At 59.7% G+C, this 17,920-nt stretch carries 18 protein-coding genes; 2 read left to right on the forward strand and 16 right to left on the reverse strand.

Annotation, left to right across the window (positions count from 1 at the left end; translation table 11 throughout):
- Positions 1 to 16: 16 nt before the first annotated feature.
- Both E2F43_RS01160 and E2F43_RS01165 read right to left on the reverse strand, forming a co-directional pair.
- Positions 17 to 1,159, reverse strand: coding sequence for an acyl-CoA dehydrogenase family protein (locus tag E2F43_RS01160; protein WP_133209047.1), 1,143 nt, complete (start codon positions 1,157 to 1,159; stop codon positions 17 to 19).
- A 57-nt stretch (positions 1,160 to 1,216) separates the two neighbouring features.
- Positions 1,217 to 2,911, reverse strand: a complete 1,695-nt coding sequence (locus tag E2F43_RS01165; protein ID WP_133209048.1) for a class I adenylate-forming enzyme family protein — start codon at positions 2,909 to 2,911, stop codon at positions 1,217 to 1,219.
- 163 nt (positions 2,912 to 3,074) lie between these two features.
- Between E2F43_RS01165 and E2F43_RS01170 the strand changes: the two genes are divergently transcribed.
- Together E2F43_RS01170 and E2F43_RS01175 are read left to right on the forward strand one after the other, a co-directional pair.
- The gene (locus E2F43_RS01170) at positions 3,075 to 4,145 is read left to right on the forward strand and encodes a helix-turn-helix domain-containing protein (protein WP_133209049.1); all 1,071 of its coding nucleotides are present in this window, start codon (positions 3,075 to 3,077) and stop codon (positions 4,143 to 4,145) included.
- A gap of 99 nt (positions 4,146 to 4,244) precedes the next feature.
- Positions 4,245 to 6,230, forward strand: coding sequence for an SDR family oxidoreductase (locus E2F43_RS01175; protein ID WP_133209050.1), 1,986 nt, complete (start codon positions 4,245 to 4,247; stop codon positions 6,228 to 6,230).
- Here the strand turns inward: E2F43_RS01175 and E2F43_RS01180 are convergent.
- The 14 genes from E2F43_RS01180 to E2F43_RS01245 all read right to left on the reverse strand — a co-directional run bounded on the left by E2F43_RS01180 (position 6,227) and on the right by E2F43_RS01245 (position 17,919).
- Complete coding sequence (locus E2F43_RS01180; RefSeq protein WP_238946684.1) at positions 6,227 to 7,471, reverse strand: Nramp family divalent metal transporter; 1,245 nt, start codon at positions 7,469 to 7,471, stop codon at positions 6,227 to 6,229. The two genes, E2F43_RS01175 and E2F43_RS01180, sit on opposite strands and share 4 nt — an antisense overlap.
- The gene (locus E2F43_RS01185) at positions 7,461 to 8,522 is read right to left on the reverse strand and encodes a hypothetical protein (RefSeq protein WP_133209051.1); all 1,062 of its coding nucleotides are present in this window, start codon (positions 8,520 to 8,522) and stop codon (positions 7,461 to 7,463) included. The genes E2F43_RS01180 and E2F43_RS01185 overlap by 11 nt, the downstream gene beginning before the upstream one ends.
- Entirely contained in the window at positions 8,519 to 9,376 is an 858-nt protein-coding gene (locus E2F43_RS01190) for an ABC transporter ATP-binding protein (RefSeq protein WP_133209052.1), read from the reverse strand. The genes E2F43_RS01185 and E2F43_RS01190 overlap by 4 nt, the downstream gene beginning before the upstream one ends.
- A complete protein-coding gene (locus tag E2F43_RS01195; RefSeq protein WP_133209053.1) occupies positions 9,376 to 9,747 on the reverse strand; it encodes a GntR family transcriptional regulator in 372 nt (123 codons plus the stop codon). The genes E2F43_RS01190 and E2F43_RS01195 overlap by 1 nt, the downstream gene beginning before the upstream one ends.
- Before the next feature lie 15 nt (positions 9,748 to 9,762).
- Positions 9,763 to 10,575, reverse strand: coding sequence for a GIN domain-containing protein (locus E2F43_RS01200; RefSeq protein WP_133209054.1), 813 nt, complete (start codon positions 10,573 to 10,575; stop codon positions 9,763 to 9,765).
- A gap of 1 nt (position 10,576) precedes the next feature.
- A complete protein-coding gene (locus E2F43_RS01205; RefSeq protein WP_133209055.1) occupies positions 10,577 to 10,891 on the reverse strand; it encodes a hypothetical protein in 315 nt (104 codons plus the stop codon).
- Between the two features lie 11 nt (positions 10,892 to 10,902).
- On the reverse strand, positions 10,903 to 11,100 hold the full coding sequence (locus E2F43_RS01210; protein WP_133209056.1) for a hypothetical protein: 198 nt from the start codon (positions 11,098 to 11,100) through the stop codon (positions 10,903 to 10,905).
- A 115-nt stretch (positions 11,101 to 11,215) separates the two neighbouring features.
- The gene (locus E2F43_RS01215; RefSeq protein WP_133209057.1) at positions 11,216 to 11,608 is read right to left on the reverse strand and encodes a group III truncated hemoglobin; all 393 of its coding nucleotides are present in this window, start codon (positions 11,606 to 11,608) and stop codon (positions 11,216 to 11,218) included.
- Positions 11,609 to 11,631: 23 nt separating this feature from the next.
- Positions 11,632 to 13,041, reverse strand: coding sequence for a ribosome biogenesis GTPase Der (gene der / locus E2F43_RS01220; RefSeq protein WP_133209058.1), 1,410 nt, complete (start codon positions 13,039 to 13,041; stop codon positions 11,632 to 11,634).
- Positions 13,041 to 14,207, reverse strand: a complete 1,167-nt coding sequence (bamB, locus tag E2F43_RS01225; RefSeq protein ID WP_133209059.1) for an outer membrane protein assembly factor BamB — start codon at positions 14,205 to 14,207, stop codon at positions 13,041 to 13,043. The genes der and bamB overlap by 1 nt, the downstream gene beginning before the upstream one ends.
- A gap of 3 nt (positions 14,208 to 14,210) precedes the next feature.
- On the reverse strand, positions 14,211 to 14,936 hold the full coding sequence (locus tag E2F43_RS01230; RefSeq protein ID WP_133209060.1) for a YfgM family protein: 726 nt from the start codon (positions 14,934 to 14,936) through the stop codon (positions 14,211 to 14,213).
- Positions 14,937 to 14,958: 22 nt separating this feature from the next.
- A complete protein-coding gene (hisS, locus tag E2F43_RS01235; protein ID WP_133209061.1) occupies positions 14,959 to 16,245 on the reverse strand; it encodes a histidine--tRNA ligase in 1,287 nt (428 codons plus the stop codon).
- 70 nt (positions 16,246 to 16,315) lie between these two features.
- The gene (gene ispG / locus E2F43_RS01240) at positions 16,316 to 17,446 is read right to left on the reverse strand and encodes a flavodoxin-dependent (E)-4-hydroxy-3-methylbut-2-enyl-diphosphate synthase (protein ID WP_133209062.1); all 1,131 of its coding nucleotides are present in this window, start codon (positions 17,444 to 17,446) and stop codon (positions 16,316 to 16,318) included.
- Positions 17,443 to 17,919, reverse strand: a complete 477-nt coding sequence (locus E2F43_RS01245; protein ID WP_165954140.1) for a helix-turn-helix domain-containing protein — start codon at positions 17,917 to 17,919, stop codon at positions 17,443 to 17,445. Before E2F43_RS01245 ends, ispG begins: the two co-directional genes overlap by 4 nt.
- Position 17,920 lies beyond the last annotated feature (1 nt).

The following is a 17,920-nucleotide window of genomic DNA, read 5'->3' on the forward strand; positions in this document are numbered from 1 at the left end:
CGGCTTTTTTGTGCCTCTATCCCAGCCGGTCCCTGGCGATAATCAGCTTCATCACTTCGCTGGTTCCACCGTAGATTCGCTGCACGCGGGCATCCGCGTACGCCCTGGCGATGGGGTACTCCCACATGAAGCCATAACCACCGTGAAGCTGCAGACACTGGTCCAGCACTTTGCCCTGCAACTCGGTTGCCAACAGCTTTGCCTTGGAGGCAGTGACCGGGTCCAGACCACCCTGGATATGCAGTTCCAGGCAGCGATCAAGGAAGACCCGCAAGGCAGTCACCTCGGCATCCATCTCTGCCAGCTTGAACTGGGTGTTCTGGAAATCTGCAATACGCTGGTTGAATGCCTTGCGTTCCTTGACGTACTCCGTGGTGTACTCCAGCGCCGCTTCCATACTGGCACCAGCGACCAGGGCAATCTGCAATCTTTCCTGGGGTAGCTCCTGCATCAGGTAGATAAAACCCTTGCCCTCCTCACCCAGCAGGTTGGCCCTGGGCACACGCACCTCATTGAAGAACAGTTCCGAGGTGTCCTGGGCTTTCATACCCAGCTTCTCCAGGTTACTGCCCTTCTCAAAGCCTTCCATATCCGCCTCCACCAGCAGCAGGCTGATACCCGCGGCACCGGCACCGGCATTGGTTTTGGCAACCACGACCACCACATCGGCATGCTGGCCATTGGTGATGAAGGTCTTGGAGCCATTGAGGATGAAATCGTCGCCATCGGCCACCGCCGTTGTCTTGATACCCTGCAGATCAGAACCGGCTCCCGGTTCCGTCATCGCAATGGCGGTCACGATATCGCCGGAAATACAGCCGGGCAACAGGCGCTGCTTTTGTTCTTCATTACCGAAATTCATCAGGTAGGGCACGGCGATATCACTGTGCAGCGGCCAGCCAATACCGGTTGCACCGGATTTGCCCAGCTCTTCATTGAGAATGGCGTTATAGCGGTAGTCGGCGCCAACCCCGCCGTACTCTTCCGGGGCGGTGGGCACCAGGAAACCCTGGTCGCCGGCCTTACGCCAAAGCTCCCGATCCACCTGGCCGTCCTTTTCCCATTGGGCATGGAAGGGAACGACCTCGGTGTGCAGGAATTTACTGACACTGTCCCGGAACATCTCATGTTCGGGTTCGTAGACGGTTCTCGGAATCATCACTGGCACCTCCTCTCAGGGAAATGCCAGCTTGGCACAACTGCCAGAGAAATTACACTAGTCGGCCTGAGGGTGGTCTGCCAGCAGTGCCGCCTTGATCTCCCGCTTGAGCAGCTTGTTGGTGGCATTGCGTGGCAATGCCTGTTCCGAGATAACAACCCGGCTGGGCACCTTGTAGGACGCCAGTCGGGATCTGGCAAATTCAATCAAATCCTGCTCGCTCAGTGAGGCACCCTCGTGCGGGTGAACGACCGCCGCCACTTTCTCGCCCAGTCGTTCGTCCGGCAAGCCGACTACGGCGACTTCCTTCACCGCCTCGTGCTCCAGCAATTCATTCTCGATTTCGATGGGGTAGATATTCTCACCGCCGCGAATAATCATGTCCTTGGCGCGATCCGCCAGGAACAGGAATCCCTCTTCATCCAGGTAACCAATATCGCCGGTTTTAAGCCAGCCATCGCGAAATTCAGAGGCGTTGGCCTCAGGCCGGTTCCAGTATTCGACGATATTGGTGACGCAGCGGACCCAGATTTCTCCGGTCCCACCCCGGGGCAACTCATCCCCTTCCTCGTCACAAATCCGGATGTCGACAATGGGATGCGGGAAGCCGGCGGTGCCGGACTTTTCATGGAACGCCCTGCCGGTGAGTGAGGCCCCCTGGGCGTTGGTCTCTGTCATGCCGTAACCGGTTCCGCTGAAGTTTTCCGGCATTTTCTCCCGCAATAGACTCCCTACCCGGGGAGGGGTCGCGGCGCCACCGACTCCCACGGTAAACAGGCTGCTGGTATCAGTGGCGGAAAAAGCTTCCGCCTCCAGCAAATCCAGCACCATCGCAGGGGCTGCCGCCAGCGAGGTAACGCGCTCGGATTCGATATATTCCAGTGCGCGTTCCACGTCCCACTTGTACATCATCACGATACGGCGGCCCCCGCGCAGGTTGGCCAGGAACTGGGCGTGGCAACCACTCACGTGAAATAGCGGGACCGCCAGCAGGGACGTCGGCTCAAAACCACGTTCCAGCATGGCGGTAATGAGTTCGCCATTGGTCATCGCCGCAGCGATGGCGGCGCACTCCATGTTAACGATGGCCTGACAGATCGCGCGGTGGGTCGACACCGCGCCTTTGGGTTTGCCGCTGGTACCTGAGGTGTACATGATCATGGCCAGGTCATCGCCCTGGATCTCGACCGGCTCCGGCTTTACTCCCTCGTAGCCTGCGACGAACGCCTCCAGCCCCCTGGGATCCTCGGGGTCGGCAGGCCTCGCTATCAGGGTTTGAATGCCCTTATCATCCATCAGCTGGCTGATGCCATCGTGTCGCTGCTGGTCGCATATCACCCACCGGGCGCCCGCGTCTTCTATAGTGTAGGCAATATCCGCCGGCTGGCCCCAACTGTTCACCGGCACAATCACCGCACCAATAGCGGTAATGGCAATAAAGGCTGCCATCCATTCCGGGTAGTTACGCATCGCCAGCGCCACCCGGTCTCCGGGCCGGACGCCATTGGCCTGCAGGGCGGCGGCAAGGGCATCGGCTTCATCCAGCAGCTGGTTGTAGCTGCGCCGTTCGCCCTCATAGATAAGGAACTCCCTGTCACCGTGGTTGCGGGCTACCGCCAGCGCTTCCGGCAAATTTTCCGGGGCGTTCTTGTAATAGCGCAAACCGGCCTCATCAGTGGCGATCTCATAGGGTGCACCCTCGCCCGTCAGTTGGGCCATGGCGGCATCAAATTCCTGTTTCAGTTGCGACATGGGAATTACCGTTTCCAAGATTTGGTTGAGAGTCTAACCTACCGGCCAGTCACGGGCATCAGCCGGACTTTGCAAATTCGGCTGACGCAATTTTGCACCATCCACGCACACTTGCCCATCAGGGGCAGACCAGTAGAATGGCCACAGTTCAGGAGTTTAGCCCATGCCCAACAGCATTCCCCTCCACTACGCGCAATCGCTGCTGCGCCTGGCGCCACTGACACCGGGAGAACTGCGGGACGAATTGACGTCGCTGAAATTGCCACTGGTACTGCTGGAAGACAAGGCGGTCCCGGACGCCCGGATCTCGGTCGATGATTACGGCAAACTGTTCATTCACCTGGTTTACAAGCTCCAGGACACGTTGCCGGGAAATACGGCGGACCCGGAAGATACCCGAAATTTCAGTGCTTATCGCATGATGTTCCAGGCCATGCTGCACGCCAGGCACCTGGGCCAGGCATTGCAGCGCGCTTCCATTTACTTCAAGCGACTGCAGTCCCACGGCGAGTCATTCGAGCTGGTCGAGGACGGCGATACCGTTTACTGTAGATTCATCTTCGCCAGGGATACCGACCGGGCACTCACCTCCCCCGAAAACTTCTCGATGGAACACCTGCACTGGCTGCCGGGAATGACTGGCCAGATTCTGTCCATGGCCATGTGGCACCGGGTTTGCGGTTGGTTCATCGGTAGCTTTATCGATTTGCAGGACGTGGAAATGGTGGACGCGGACAGCGGCGGCAAGGATTATTCCGAGATATTCGGCATCCCGGTCAAGTTTGCCGGCAGCCAGGACGCTTTCTCGTTTCACCGCCGCTTCCTGGACTTTCCCATTGTCCAGAACGAGGACTCCCTGGATACCATGCTGGCCACCTACCCGGCGGAATTATTCAAGATCAGCCCGGAGGAACACAGCCTGGCGATCCGTATCCGCAACCTGATCGGCAACGATTTCCAGCGCCCGCTGCCAAGTTTACAGGAGGTCGCCCACAGGCTTCACATGACGACCCCGACCCTGCACCGGAGACTGCGGGAGGAAGGTACCTCGTTCCAGCAGATCAAGGATAACTGTCGCCGGGACGCCGCCATCGGCTATCTTGCCGCGGGTAATCACACCACTGCCGAACTGTCCGAACTTATGGGTTTCTCCGACAGCAGCACCTTCCACCGCGCGTTCAAGAAATGGACCGGCCTCACTCCCCAGGATTACCGTGCCCGCCACTGCGGCTGAAAATTCCTGCCCCTGCCCTTTGCAAAAAAACGCAATTGTCAGATTCCCACAGCAGACTAGACTTCATCCTGTCGAACATCCACAGGCAGGAGCAACACAATGGCATATTTCATTACTGGCGGTACGGGTTTTCTGGGTCGTTTCTTTATCGACAAACTCAAGGAACGCGAAGGCGATATTTATGTACTGACCCGCGCCGGGTCCCGGGAAAAATTTGACGCACTACAGGAGCGTCTGGGGGACCAGGGCGATCGGCTGATTCCGGTCGAGGGTGATCTGCGCGAAAGTCACCTGGGACTGGATGAGGCCACCATTGCCGACCTCAAGGGCCAGGTAAAACACTTCTGCCATTTTGCCGCTATTTACGACCTGTCAGCGTCAGCTGAAGAACAGACCCGCACCAATATAGAGGGCACCCGCAACGCCGTGGAGCTGGCCGGAGCGCTTGAGGCGGGTTGTTTCCACCATGTCAGCTCAATCGCCGCCGGCGGTATGTACAATGGCACTTTCCGTGAAGACATGTTCGAGGAAGCGGAGAACCTGGACCATCCCTACTTCTCGACCAAGCACGATTCCGAGGGTGTCGTGCGCAAGGAGTGCCAGGTACCCTGGCGGGTCTATCGCCCGGCCATGGTTGTTGGCCATTCCAAAACCGGCGAGATCGACAAGATCGACGGGGCTTACTATTTCTTCAAGAGCCTGCAGAAGCTGCGCAACGTCCTGCCCCCATGGTTCCCGCTGATTGGGATCGAGGGAGGAAAATTCAACGTGGTGCCGGTTGACTATGTGGTCGATGCCATGGATCACATCGCCCACCTGGATGACCTGGATGGCCGCTGCTTTCACCTCACCGACAGCGAACACCACAGCATGGGCAATATGCTGAACATCTTCGCCGATGCCGGCCACGCGCCGCGTTTCAGCATGCGCCTGGACACACGGATGTTCTCATTCATACCCCGTTTTGTCCGTGACACCATCGCCGGCCTGCCACCCATCAAACGTATCATCAATACCGTGCTCGCCGATATGGGACTGCCGGAATCAGTCACCATGTTTACCAACTACCCCACCCGCTACGACAACCGGGATACAGAACGGGCGCTGAAGGGTAGCGGCATCAAATGCCCAGAACTGCGCGACTACGCTCCGGTCATCTGGGACTACTGGGAGCGTAATCTCGATCCCGACCTGTTCGTCGACCGCTCACTGGAAGGCAACGTCGGCGGTAAAATCGTCCTGATCACCGGCGCCTCCTCCGGCATTGGCAAAACTTCCGCCATCCGTCTGGCAGAGGCCGGGGCCCATGTGCTGCTGGTGGCAAGAACCGCGGAAAAGCTGGAGGAGACAGCGGCCGAGATCGCAAAACTCGGCGGTATGGCTTCAATCTACCAGGCTGATGTTTCAGTGCTGGACGACTGCGACCGCCTGGCAGAGGAAGTACTGGCCGCGCACGGGTACGTGGACATTCTGATCAACAATGCCGGCCGCTCCATCCGCCGCTCGCTGGAATTGTCCTACGACCGCTTTCACGACTTTGAGCGCACCATGCAGGTCAACTATTTCGGCGCCGTGCGCCTGACCATGGCACTGCTGCCGTCCATGACGGCGCGCAAGCAGGGTCACGTGATCAACATGTCATCCATCGCCGCATTAACACCCAGCCCGCGCTTTTCTGCCTATGTGGCGTCCAAGAGCGCGCTGGATGCCTGGACACGAGCCGCCGCGGTGGAATTCTCCGACCTCAACGTGCGCTTTACCACCATCAACATGCCGCTGGTGCGCACTCCCATGATTGAAGCCACGACGGTTTACAATTCAATGCCGGTGCTCACTCCGGAGGAGGCCACTGACATGGTTGTGGATGCGGTTATCAACAAGCCCAAGCGCATCGCCACCAATATGGGTATCTTCCTCCAGGTCCAGAACGCGCTTGCCCCGAGAGTGTCGGAAATCGTGATGAACATTGTTTTCCGTATGTTCAACGACTCCGCCGCCGCCCGCGGTGACAAGCAGCCGGAGAAGGTGGAAGTGTCCAATGAACAGGTCGCCATCGCCGCACTGATGAAGGGCGTACACTTCTAGGCGAGGCCAAACACCTGTATCAGTTTCAGTCCCCCCAGGCCGATGGTGACCAGCACCACGGCCAGGCCGAGCAGATTGGTGATGACGCCGTTGCGGTAGTCGCCCAACTGCCGGGACTGGTTCATAACCAACAGCAGGAACAGTGCACACACTGGCAGTAACAGGCCGTTGGCGGCCTGGGCAAACAGAATGGCAGCCAACGGTTTGGTGCCGATCACGGCAAAGAAAGTCCCACAGAGCAGCACCCCCAGCCAGACCAGCCGGAACCGCGGGGACGACAGACCCCGGTCCCAGCCCAAAGCACCGCAGACGGCGTAGGCGGCGGCCAGTGGCGCCGCCACCGCGCTGCTCAGGCCGGCGGCAAACAGGCCCGCTGCAAAGAAATAGCGCGCTGCCGGCCCCAGCAGGGGTTCCAGCTGCTGGGCGATATTGACCGCTGAGACCGCTACGCCCGAGCCGAAAAATGCCGCTGCGCTGGTACTCATAATCGCCAGGGTGATAAGCCCGCCAAGCCCGATGGACAGGCCCGTGTCCAGGCGCGCCGCTTTCAGCGATTCCCCCAGGGGCAAGTTCTGCGGCCACTTCTCCTGAACGGTACTGGAGTGCAGGAACAGATTGTAGGGCACCACCGTGGTACCGATGAGGGCGATTGCCGTCAGCAGCGAGCCCGGGGGCAGACTGGGCTGGAACAGACCGGCCATCAGAGTACCCATCGGCGGACGCACCATGAGAAAGGTCAGCAGGAATACCAGGCTCATCAGCAGCACCAGAGCCACCAGCACGTGCTCGATCAGTGTGTAGCGCCCGCTGGCCAACAGTGCCCCCGCAGACAGGCCCACGGCCAGTGCCCACACCCACCCCGGGAGGCCGCTGATACCCTGCAGCCCCAGCGCCGCCCCGGTGATATTGCCAGCTTCATAGGCCGCGTTGCCCAGCCCCACTGCCGCGACCACCAGGAACACCGCCAGGGTGCCATACCAGCGCCCGGCAAGGGTTTCCCGCAGTGCCTCGGACAGGCCCTTGCGAGTAACCAGCCCCAGGCGCGCCGACATTTCCTGCAGAACCGCAGTGGCCACCACCGAGAACAGCAGCGCCCAGAGCAGCGCATAGCCAAAGCCGGCCCCGACGACCGTTGCGGTTGTGACCGTGCCCGGCCCGATAAAAGCGGCGGCAACCAGAAGCCCCGGACCGAACGGCCCGGGGCGCTTTTGAAATGACCTGGCATCGACCTCAGTGATCAAATCGGTAGCGCCGCAAATACACCGAGCCTACAACGGCTATCCCGGCAAACACCAGCCCGAGCAGCAGGCTGGGCATGTTGAGCTGCTCCCAGTAAAGTCCCTCAAAGTAAAACCCGACCACACTGTGTCCGCCAATGTAATGGGGAATATGCGCCACGACCGCCGATGAGACATAATCGGAGCCAAGTACAATGGCTTCCGCCAGAGCCAGACCGATGACGGGGGCAATGGCCGTCAGGAACGGCGAGCGCCGGGCGAAAGCGGAGGCCAGCATCAGCCAGCCGTAGACCGGGGCCACCCAGAGCGCGGTCATTACCCAACCACCCACCTGTTGCAGCAGCAAATCGCCAAATCGAATATTTTCCAGGATGGTTGCATAGGGATCCATATCCAGGCGCCATACCAGCAGCATCGCCAACAATACAAAGGATATCTGCAGCAACAGGGATACCCCGATGTAGATCGCCGGCGCTACGACCAACGCCACAGCCAGGCGAGTCAACACCTCCTCCCACTCGGACACCGGCATGGATTTCCAGAACAGGATGCTGCGATCCTTGCGGTCGGTGTACAGGCAACCCAGCAGGTAGTTGACGGTGACCAGCACCAGGACCACCAGCATGAACCCGTGAATCACGCTCAGCACAGGATTGAGGCTGCCCACCTCGGTGGGTTCATATTCGGGCTTGTCGCGTTTGCTCGGCTCAAAGCGCCACTCCCGGGAGAAATTCCACTCCTCTTCTGCGGGTGCGTCTTCCGGTGGCGTCACTTCCACCTGTAGCCGCTGCCCGGACGCGCCCGGTTCGGCGTCATCGCCGGGGTCATCGAGATCAATGACGATAACCGGGGACACACCGAATTCTTCCTCGGCAATGACCTCCAGGAAGGTATCACTCATTACGGTAATCCGGTTGGCCACCAACACGCTGACCAGCATCAACAGGGTCAGTGCTGCGGCGATGGCGATCGGGGTCCATACCAGGGAGCGTTTGTACTCCTGCAGCTCTTTCTGCAACAGGGTAAAACGCCTGCGGGTGGCTGAGGCTGTCATGACTTGTCTCCTCCCATCATCGCCACGAACAGGTCGGCTACCGATGGCGTGCGCAGTTCACCCAGCGGCGCCAGGGACTCCCGCTCGATACCTTCATAGATCAGCGCCTTGCCGCCGAGAATACTGTGGGAGCCCAGATGGGGAATGCTCTGCGCCTTGACGGCTGCCTCCCCAACCGCATTGAGCTGCACGAACTGTTCCTCGATTTCGGCCATGGAGCGAGACAGGACCAGCTTGCCCCTGTTCAGGAACATCACGTCGGTAAGGATATGCTGGACCTCATCCACCTGGTGGGTGGAAATAATGATGGTTCGCTCCTGGTCGAAATAGTCAGAGATCAGTTGCTCGAAAAATCGCTTCCGGAACAGGATATCCAGGCCCAGAGTTGGCTCGTCGAGGATAAGCAGGCGGGCGTCGATGGCCATCACCAGGGCCAGGTGTACCTGGACCATCATCCCCTTGGACAGATCCCGGATACGCCGCTTGAGCCGCACATCGGTATCCTTCAGGTAATCTTCCGCCAGCGATCGATCGAAGCGCGGGTGCACGCCGCTGGCGTAGTCCAGCAACTGGCTTACGGTCATCCAGCGCGGCAGTACCGCGGTGTCGGCAATAAAGCAGACCTCTTCCATTAGCCGCGCACGCTGCGACCGCGGCCGGTTACCCAGCACATCCAGTTCACCCTGGTATTCGGTGAGGCCGAGCAAGGCCCGCAGCAGTGTCGTCTTGCCGGCGCCGTTGGGCCCGATCAAGCCCAGTACGGATCCCGCGGGTACTGCGAAATCCACATGATCGACGGCTTTCAGGTCGCCAAAACTTCGCGTCAGCCCCCTCGCCTCGACAATATTGCCCATCAGTCATTCCCCCCTGTCTCGAGCAACAATTTCACCACTTCGTCCACATCCAGGCCGAGGACCCGGGCGCGCTCCAGAAACGCCGGTACTTCCTCGTCGATAAACTGTTCTTTCTCGTTGCTGGTGAGCGCTTTACAGGCCCCGGCGGTGACGAACATACCCAGCCCCCGGCGCTTCTCCAGCACACCGGTATCAACCAGTTCCTGGTAAGCCTTGCCAACGGTAAGGTGATTGATCTGGTAGTCTGCCGCCACCTGGCGCACCGAGGGAACCGCCTCTCCCTCGGGAAAACTGCCGTCCATGATCCGCTGGGCCACCAGGTCGCGGAGCTGGCGGTAGATAGGCTGGTTGTCGTTCCACTCGACGGTCACTGGCGGCTCTCCCGGTTAGCGCTGGCGATTGAGATCGCCCGAGCCCAGCACATTACTGTCGAGGTGCGGCTCACCGGCATAATAAACATCACCGCTGCCGAGGATATTGACTTCCAGCGAATCGACCTCACCTACCCGGGCGTCACCGGAACCGATGATATTGACCTCGGCAACATCCGCCGCCAGCGGCGCCAGGTTTACTTCGCCGCCGCCAATGATATTGATTTCAATCGCCGAGGCCTTTACGCCGGCAGTCTCGATGCCGATGTCGCCGGAGCCGCTGATTGTGGCCTCAACAACGTCCACCAGCAGGTCACCGATGCTGATATCACCCAGGCCCGAGACCATCAGCTCGAGGAGTGGCACCCTGAGCTCTGCAATTTTGATATCGCCTGATCCGGCAACGCTGATCCGGGCGGCGCCTGCGCTCAACTCAAACACCCGGACATCGCCTGAGCCCTCAATGCTGATGAGCATTTCACGCACTTCCATGGGCCTGACGAACACATCGCCGCTGCCGCTGAGTCGAATTTCGCTGAGTTCGGGCACGGTGAGCATGTATTTCACCGACGAAAAACTTTCCCCCTGGTGCTCCCTCGAATGGCCGAGGACCAGGGTGGTGTCACGGGTATAGAAAGGACGTTTCTCCAGGTCCCCGCTATCACCACGCACCAGCAGCTCCGTTTGGTCGCCCTGACTGACCTGCACCTCCACACCGCCCTGCACCCGCAGCTTGTCGACATCCAGGTCAGTCACCCTGAGGGTTTCCGCCTGAAGACCGGTACTCACCAGCAAACAAAGGGCGGTAACACTTGCTCTGCCAATCATTTCAACGTCCCTCCCAGGTGACCTCGGAATGTTCCGGATTTTTTCCACGGCGCATCAACAGCTCTGACAATAACGCGGCCGGCAGGAAAAACATAATCGTCAATACGCCAATGCCCAGCATGGCGGCCAAGCCTCGCACCGACAGTCCACTGCCGGAGCCGGGCGACTGGATCGCAGGCGTCTGCGTTACCCGCTGGTCCAGGCAATCCCCGGCCTGGATCAGCGCCGCACTGGCTGGTCTGGCAGGATCGCCGTCGACCCTCACCAACACGCTGGCGATGACCACCAGACCGACCAAGATCATTCCACGCAACATGGCGACTACCCCTACATTCTGCGGCTGTTGCCGCGGGGAGAGATGGCGGACAGCAACTCCACCAGAGCCGCGGCCGGCAGGAAGCACAGGAACGCCAGGGCGCCAACGCCCACGGCGCTGAGTGCTAAGCAGATCAGGAACAGACCTGCCTGCACGATCATCCGCTCGTCACTGTTGGCAAATACTTGTTTTCTCAGCTTTACAGACATTGTGCAAACCCTCATTGATACGGTGTTATACATAACTATAACACTATATTTTGGAGGCGCAAGTGCAAATCTGCAGAAATATGCCTTTCATTTAAAAATCAGCAAGTTAGGGCCGCTAAACGGTCCCTTCCGGGAGGTTTTGTTCCATATTCGCCGCTATAGCAGTGGCAATCCGCCTGGCTTTTTCGGCGTACGGACCGCTGTAATGCTCATCCAGGGTTGCCCTGAACAACGACAGCCAGCGTTCGAAGTCAGCCTGGGTCAGCGGGCGGCGGGCGTGAAGTGCCCGGTGGATATTCATGGTATGGCGACGATAACCCTGCTGCCCCAGCAGTAGTTTGCACCAGTAGTTCTTGATATGCGGCAGGTGCTCGTCCAGGTCGATGGCCGCCACATCGAGAAAAACAGGGGCCAGTTGCTCGTCGGCAAGTACCCGCTGGTAGAATTGATCGACAAATTGCTCCACATTCTGGCGGCAATCAAGGTCTGGCAGTGCTGGACCAGTCATACGTCGATTCTAGCGGAACTGCGCTATTTCTTCTTTTTCTTGTTCTTCTTCACGTGGGCCATCATCCGGCGCTTGCGTTGCACCTGGCGCTGGGTGAGTTTGTTGCGCTTTTCCGAGTAAGGGTTCTCTGAGGTGCGGAATTCGATGCGAACCGGTGTACCCACCAGGTCCAGTTCACGGCGGTAAATTTTCTCCAGGTAGCGCGCATAACTGGTGGGAACCTTGCCGGTCTGGTTGCCGTGAATCACGATCAGGGGCGGGTTCTGACCGCCAGCGTGGGCGTAGCGCAGCTTGATGCGACGGCCATTGATCATGGGTGGCTGGTGGTCAAACACGGCACCCTCGAGAATTCGAGTCAGCGCGTTGGTGGAGAGCTTGCGCGTTGCGGACTCATAGGCGGCGTCGATTGACTTGTAGAGGTGACCCACACCGGTGCCGTGCAAGGCCGAGATGAAGTGCGTGTCGGCATAGTCGGCAAATGCCAGCCTGCGACCCAACTCACTTTTTATCCAGTCACGCTGATCGGGTTCGATGCCGTCCCACTTGTTGACAGCAAGCACCAGCCCCCTGCCCTTTTCGATACAGTGACCCAGCAGGTGCATATCCTGGTCGACGATGCCCTCGTGGGCATCCATGACCAGTATCACCACGTGGGCGTCGTCAATCGCTTTCAGGGTTTTGACGATGGAGAACTTCTCCACGGTCTGCTTCACATTCTTGCGCCGCCGAACGCCGGCAGTATCGATCAGCGTGTAGTCCTTGTCGTCCCGCTGGAAGTCAATATAGATACTGTCGCGCGTGGTGCCTGGCTGGTCGTAAACCACGACCCGGTCTTCACCCAGCAGGCGGTTGACCAGGGTGGACTTACCGACATTGGGCCGGCCGACCACCGCTACCCGGGTGCTGCTGGGGAATTCGTCTGCTTCCCCTGCCTCCGGGGGCTTCGGGAACTTCGCCATCACCTCGGAAATCATGCTGCGCACGCCGCGCCCGTGGCTGGCGGCGATGGCGAACATGGATTCCACACCCAGGGCGTAAAAGTCCGCCACCGCCACGTCGGCATCAATGCCATCGGTTTTATTGACCACGAGATGGAAGGACTTGTTGCGCTGCCGCAGGTGGCGCGCGAGCGCTTCATCAGCGGCGTTGAGCCCCTCGCGGGCGTCCACCAGGAACAGCACCGCATCCGCCTCTTCTATGGCCATCAGCGATTGCTCAGCCATCTCCGAATCGATGCCATGCTCATCCCCGCTGATACCACCGGTATCGATCACCACATAGGGGTGGTCGTCCAGTCTCGCCTCACCGTACTTGCGGTCCCGGGTCAGTCCCGGGAAGTTGGCAACCAGCGCATCACGACTGCGTGTCAGCTGGTTAAAGAGGGTCGACTTGCCGACATTGGGGCGCCCGACCAGGGCGATAACGGGAATCATCAGCTTCTCGCAGTGATCTCGTACGCGATCAGGTTACCGTTGTTGGTGAACACATAGAGCAGATTGCCGTCTGCGATCATGTCCGCGCGAGCGCCGCCACCGCCAGCTTTAGCCCGGCCGACCAGTTCACCGTCAACCTGCGATACCAGGTGCAGGTAGCCTTCCAGGTCGACCACGGCGACATAACTGCTCACCGGTGTCGGCCGGGACAGTTCGCGATAGCCCAGCGCATCCTGCTCCCAGCGCAGGCCCTGGCCATTGCGCAGGTAGGCACTGATCGTGCCATCCTCATCGGTCACGTAGACGTTGCCGAAGCCCTGGGACACGCCGGAAAAAGAGGAAACATCCTTCTGCCATATTTTGCGGCCTGCAGTTGCGTCGATGGCCACGACCCGACCCTGGTAGCTGGCGGCATAGAGCTCGTTACCTATCAGCGCCATGCGACCATCCACGTCCACAATGCGCTCGATCTCCGAACGCCCCTGGGATATGGCCACGCGCACCTCCCACAGGACACCACCGGTCTGGGCATCAAACGCGACAACCCTGCCATTGGCAAAACCGGCATAGGCGGTATTGCCATTGAGGATAGGGGTGCTGGTGCCGCGGATGGTCAACACCGGCACGTCACTGTCGTAAGTCCAGAGTTTCTCCCCGGTCTCGGCATCGAGACCCTGCAGTTTGCCGTCATAGGTCTGGGCAATGACCACGTTGCCATTACCCTGGGGTGGCGCCAGCACTTCTCCCTGCAGCCGTGTCGACCAGAGCAATTCACCGCTGTCCGCCGAAACTTTCAACACGAAACCATCGGAACTGCCCAGGAACAGGGCGTCACCGTAGTGACCTACGCCACCGGACAGCCCGGTATCCAGGTCCGTTTTCCACAGTGTCTTGCCCCTGTTCCGATCTATGGCCTTGACCTCACCCTCGGCAGACGCAGCGTACAGGGTGTTGCCATCCATCACCGGCTGGAGCTTGTAAAGGCCCTTGCCCTGGCCATTACCAACGCCCACGGACCACAGCTTCCTGATCTTTACCTTTTCTTCGATATCCACCAGTTTTACCGGTGCCGTGGGATCCTCGTCGTCAGACTCGAACCAACCCTGTACCGTGCTGCAGGCACCCAGGGTCAGTACCAGTGGTAGTACCAGCAAAAGCCGTCGCATATCTCAGTTCTCCGTGTTTTCTTCGGCAGCGGTCGCGGCACTGGCGGCCCCGACCTCGGGCTCGTCCGTCGCAGGCAGCTCACGAGGCGCCTGCTGGCTCAGGCTTTGCAGTTTTTGCCTCAGCATGGCCATATTAAGCTGACCCTGGCCGCGGGAGGCCAGCATCATCGCCGAGCTGTAGGCTTCTCGTGCTTCTTCGTTGCGCGCTTCCATTAGCAGGATATCACCGCGGGCTACCTGGTAGGCCGAGGCGTAAGCGCCGGGGTCCGCGCTAGCCAGGATGTTCAGCGCCTGGGCGGTATCGCCGGTTGCGGCCAGTACCCGGGCCAATCGCAGCTGCGCCAGCTGCATGGTATCGCTGCCTTTATCGGCACGGCCCAGCACCCAGCGCAACTCAGCTTCCGCGCGCGCGAGATCGCCCTCGTTGACCGCAAGCCGGGCCAGGTGCAGGGCGGCAAACTGGGCGTAGGTGCTGCGGCTGTATTCCTGTTTGATAGTCTCCGCCAGATCGGCCGCGCCATCGTTGTCTTCGCCAGCCAGGCTCTGCAACATGGCCTGATAACGACTGGAGGCTCCCTCCGATTCATTCTGCTGGTACTTTTGCCAGCCCTGCCAACCAAAGCCCAGCCCAAGCGCCACAATAACGGCAACAATGGTGGAGCGGCCATTTTCCTCCCACCACTTTTTCAGTGCCTCGACCTGCTCTTCTTCTGTGCGGTACTGTTCCACGTTTTCCTGTTCCTCTAAGTTTTCAGTCTGCCAGCAGCGCCCGCAGGGTTTGTTCCAGTTCGGCGCGCGGCACAGACTGTTGTCCTACCCGCTCCTTGTCGTCTTCTCGCAGGGCTTTCAGGCTCACTGTGCCCGCAGCGACTTCGTCCTCACCCCAGATCAGTGCCAGCCGGGCACCACTCCTGTCCGCTTTCTTCATCTGGCTCTTGAAGCTGCCGCCGCCGTTGTGCTGCACGATTCTGAGGGCAGGAAAGGCATCGCGCAACCGCTCGCTGGCCGCTACCGCCTCACTCTGGGCCTCATTACCGAAACTGACCACGTAGACGTCCGCGTCCGCAGTGGCCTGTGGCAGCGTTTCGCACTCCTGCAGCAACAGCACCAGGCGCTCTATTCCCATGGCAAAGCCCACGCCGGGCACGGGCTTGCCACCCAACTGCTCGACCAGGCCATCATAGCGACCGCCGCCGCAGACGGTTCCCTGGGCGCCCAGACGATCGGTCACCCACTCGAAGACGGTTTTATTGTAGTAGTCCAGTCCGCGCACCAGCCGTGGATTGAGGCTGTACTCCACCCCGGCCGCATCCAGCAGGGCGCAGAGTCGGTTGAAGTCGTCACGCGATTGGTCATCGAGATAGTCCGTCAGCGACGGAGCCTCGTCCAGCAATGCCTGGGTATCGGGGTTTTTGCTGTCCAGTATTCGCAGCGGATTGCTGTCCAGGCGCCGCTGGCTATCCTCATCCAGGGCATCGAAGTGATCGCGCAAATAGCTGACCAGGGCCACGCGGAAATCACTTCGCGACTGGGCGCTGCCAATGGAGTTAAGCTGCAACTGGACATCGTCGGCGACACCCAGCAGCCGCCACAGGCGCGCTGTCAACAGGATCACTTCCGCATCCATGTCGGGGCTGGCCACGCCGAAAGCTTCCAGGCCCACCTGGTGGAACTGGCGCTGGCGCCCTTTCTGGGGGCGTTCGTAACGAAACATCGGCCCGGCATACCACAGCCGCTGGGGGGTGTTGAGCATACCGTGCTGAATCGCGGCGCGAACGCAGCCTGCCGTCCCTTCGGGACGCAGGGTCAGGCTGTCGTCATTGCGGTCGGCAAAGGTGTACATTTCCTTCTCGACAATGTCAGTGGCCTCGCCGACGCCGCGCCGAAACAGCTCTGTTTGCTCGACAATGGGCAGGCGGATCTCACTGTAACCATAGCCTGCCATCAGCTGGCGAATCGCCCCTTCAACGTACTGCCATGAAGGTGTTTCATCCGGCAGGATGTCATTCATCCCGCGGATGGCTCGGATATTACTCACAACTACTCCAGTTAGGTCTGTCTGATTCGGCCCAGCCAGGCTCGGCCCGGCCAGGCCCGGCCAGATGCGCTCAGGCCGAGGTTTTGAGGATCAGCTTGTCTGCGTCCTCTGCCCGCTGTTTTTCCAGCTGCGCGGCCTTGTCGCGAATCACCGTTTCCAGGTGATCAATAAATTCTTCATTACTGATTTTGTGGTCCGGCTCGCCGTCCACGTAAATCAGGTTGTTGGGTGTGGCGCCGGTCAGGCCCACATCGGCCTCCCGCGCTTCCCCGGGACCATTGACGATGCAGCCAATCACAGCCACGTCCATCGCGGTACGCACGTCTTCCAGGCGCTGCTCGAGGATGTTCATGGTACCCACCACGTCAAAATTCTGTCGCGAGCAGCTGGGGCAGGCAATAAAGTTAATGCCGTTGCTGCGCAGCTTCAGGCTTTTGAGAATATCGAAACCGACTTTCACTTCCTCGACCGGATCTGCCGCCAGGGATATACGGATAGTGTCACCAATGCCTTCCATCAACAGCATGCCCAGACCCACCGCCGATTTAACCGTGCCGCCGCGCAGGCCGCCGGCCTCGGTAATACCCAGGTGCAATGGCTGATCGATCTCTTTCGCCAGCAGCCGGTAGGCCTCTACCGCCATAAATACTTCAGAGGCTTTCACGCTGACCTTGAAGTCGGGATAGTCGTGCTTGTCGAGAATATCCACATGGCGCATCGCGGACTCGACCAGCGCCGCCGGAGTGGGCTCACCGTACTTGCGCTGGAGGTCCTTGCCCAGTGAGCCGGCATTGACACCGATGCGGATCGGGATCCCCTTGTCACGGGCGCTGCTGATGACTTCCCGCACCTTGTCATCGCGGCCGATATTACCGGGGTTGATGCGCAGGCAGTCAACACCATACTCCGCGACCTTGAGGGCAATTTTGTGGTCGAAATGTATATCTGCCACCAACGGAACCGACACCTGCGCCCGAATGTGCCTGAACGCTTCTGCTGCATCCATGCTGGGCACCGACACCCGGACGATATCAGCCCCGGCATCAGCAATGGACTGTACCTGGGCGACAGTGGCCGCCACGTCGCAGGTCTCGGTATTGGTCATACTCTGCACACTGATCGGTGCATCACCGCCCACTGCGACATCACCAACGAAGATCTGCCGTGACTTGCGGCGCTTGATCGGGGACTCGGTATTCATTGCTCACCTGCCGGTATTTCGGCACCGGCGACCACAAATTCACTGGGTACGAATGACACGGTCTCGGCGCCAGCCTGGTCCCGACCGAGCCACCACCAGAGCATAAAAAACAATAACAACAGTGTCGCCAGCCCTACGACGACACTCACGCCGGTGCTCTGAAGCTGAAGCGAGCGGGTCTCCACCCGCTTCTTTTCCTGCTCCCAGTTCTGCCGCTGTTCATCAAATGCAGCCAGCAGTTCGTTCTCGTCCAGCTTCATCAGCTGGCCGTAGGCTCGCACATAGCCCCTGGCAAAGGCGGGACTGCGCAGCGACTGGTAATCATCCCGCTCCAGAATGCCCACATAGCCGGGCATCAGGTTGAGCTGGTCTTCCACTTCCCGTTCCGACAGGCCCGACTCCAGTCGGGCCTTGCGCAGGCGCGTACCCGGAGTGACAAATGCGTCGAGCTGTAAAACGACATCGCTGGTCACG

Origin of the sequence: Seongchinamella unica, assembly GCF_004354085.1 — a bacterium.
GTDB lineage: Bacteria > Pseudomonadota > Gammaproteobacteria > Pseudomonadales > Halieaceae > Halioglobus > Halioglobus unicus.

What these genes read in the sequence shown, in the direction of transcription:
- E2F43_RS01165 (WP_133209048.1), bottom strand. Translation starts at nt 2,911, where the DNA reads ATGTCGCAACTGAAACAGGAATTTGATGCCGCCATGGCCCAACTGACG.
- E2F43_RS01205 (WP_133209055.1), bottom strand. Translation starts at nt 10,891, where the DNA reads ATGTTGCGTGGAATGATCTTGGTCGGTCTGGTGGTCATCGCCAGCGTG.
- E2F43_RS01215 (WP_133209057.1), bottom strand. Translation starts at nt 11,608, where the DNA reads ATGACTGGTCCAGCACTGCCAGACCTTGATTGCCGCCAGAATGTGGAG.
- E2F43_RS01210 (WP_133209056.1), bottom strand. Translation starts at nt 11,100, where the DNA reads ATGTCTGTAAAGCTGAGAAAACAAGTATTTGCCAACAGTGACGAGCGG.
- ispG (WP_133209062.1), bottom strand. Translation starts at nt 17,446, where the DNA reads ATGAATACCGAGTCCCCGATCAAGCGCCGCAAGTCACGGCAGATCTTC.
- E2F43_RS01200 (WP_133209054.1), bottom strand. Translation starts at nt 10,575, where the DNA reads ATGATTGGCAGAGCAAGTGTTACCGCCCTTTGTTTGCTGGTGAGTACC.
- der (WP_133209058.1), bottom strand. Translation starts at nt 13,041, where the DNA reads ATGATTCCCGTTATCGCCCTGGTCGGGCGCCCCAATGTCGGCAAGTCG.
- E2F43_RS01185 (WP_133209051.1), bottom strand. Translation starts at nt 8,522, where the DNA reads ATGACAGCCTCAGCCACCCGCAGGCGTTTTACCCTGTTGCAGAAAGAG.
- E2F43_RS01175 (WP_133209050.1), top strand. Translation starts at nt 4,245, where the DNA reads ATGGCATATTTCATTACTGGCGGTACGGGTTTTCTGGGTCGTTTCTTT.
- E2F43_RS01170 (WP_133209049.1), top strand. Translation starts at nt 3,075, where the DNA reads ATGCCCAACAGCATTCCCCTCCACTACGCGCAATCGCTGCTGCGCCTG.
- bamB (WP_133209059.1), bottom strand. Translation starts at nt 14,207, where the DNA reads ATGCGACGGCTTTTGCTGGTACTACCACTGGTACTGACCCTGGGTGCC.
- E2F43_RS01190 (WP_133209052.1), bottom strand. Translation starts at nt 9,376, where the DNA reads ATGGGCAATATTGTCGAGGCGAGGGGGCTGACGCGAAGTTTTGGCGAC.
- E2F43_RS01160 (WP_133209047.1), bottom strand. Translation starts at nt 1,159, where the DNA reads ATGATTCCGAGAACCGTCTACGAACCCGAACATGAGATGTTCCGGGAC.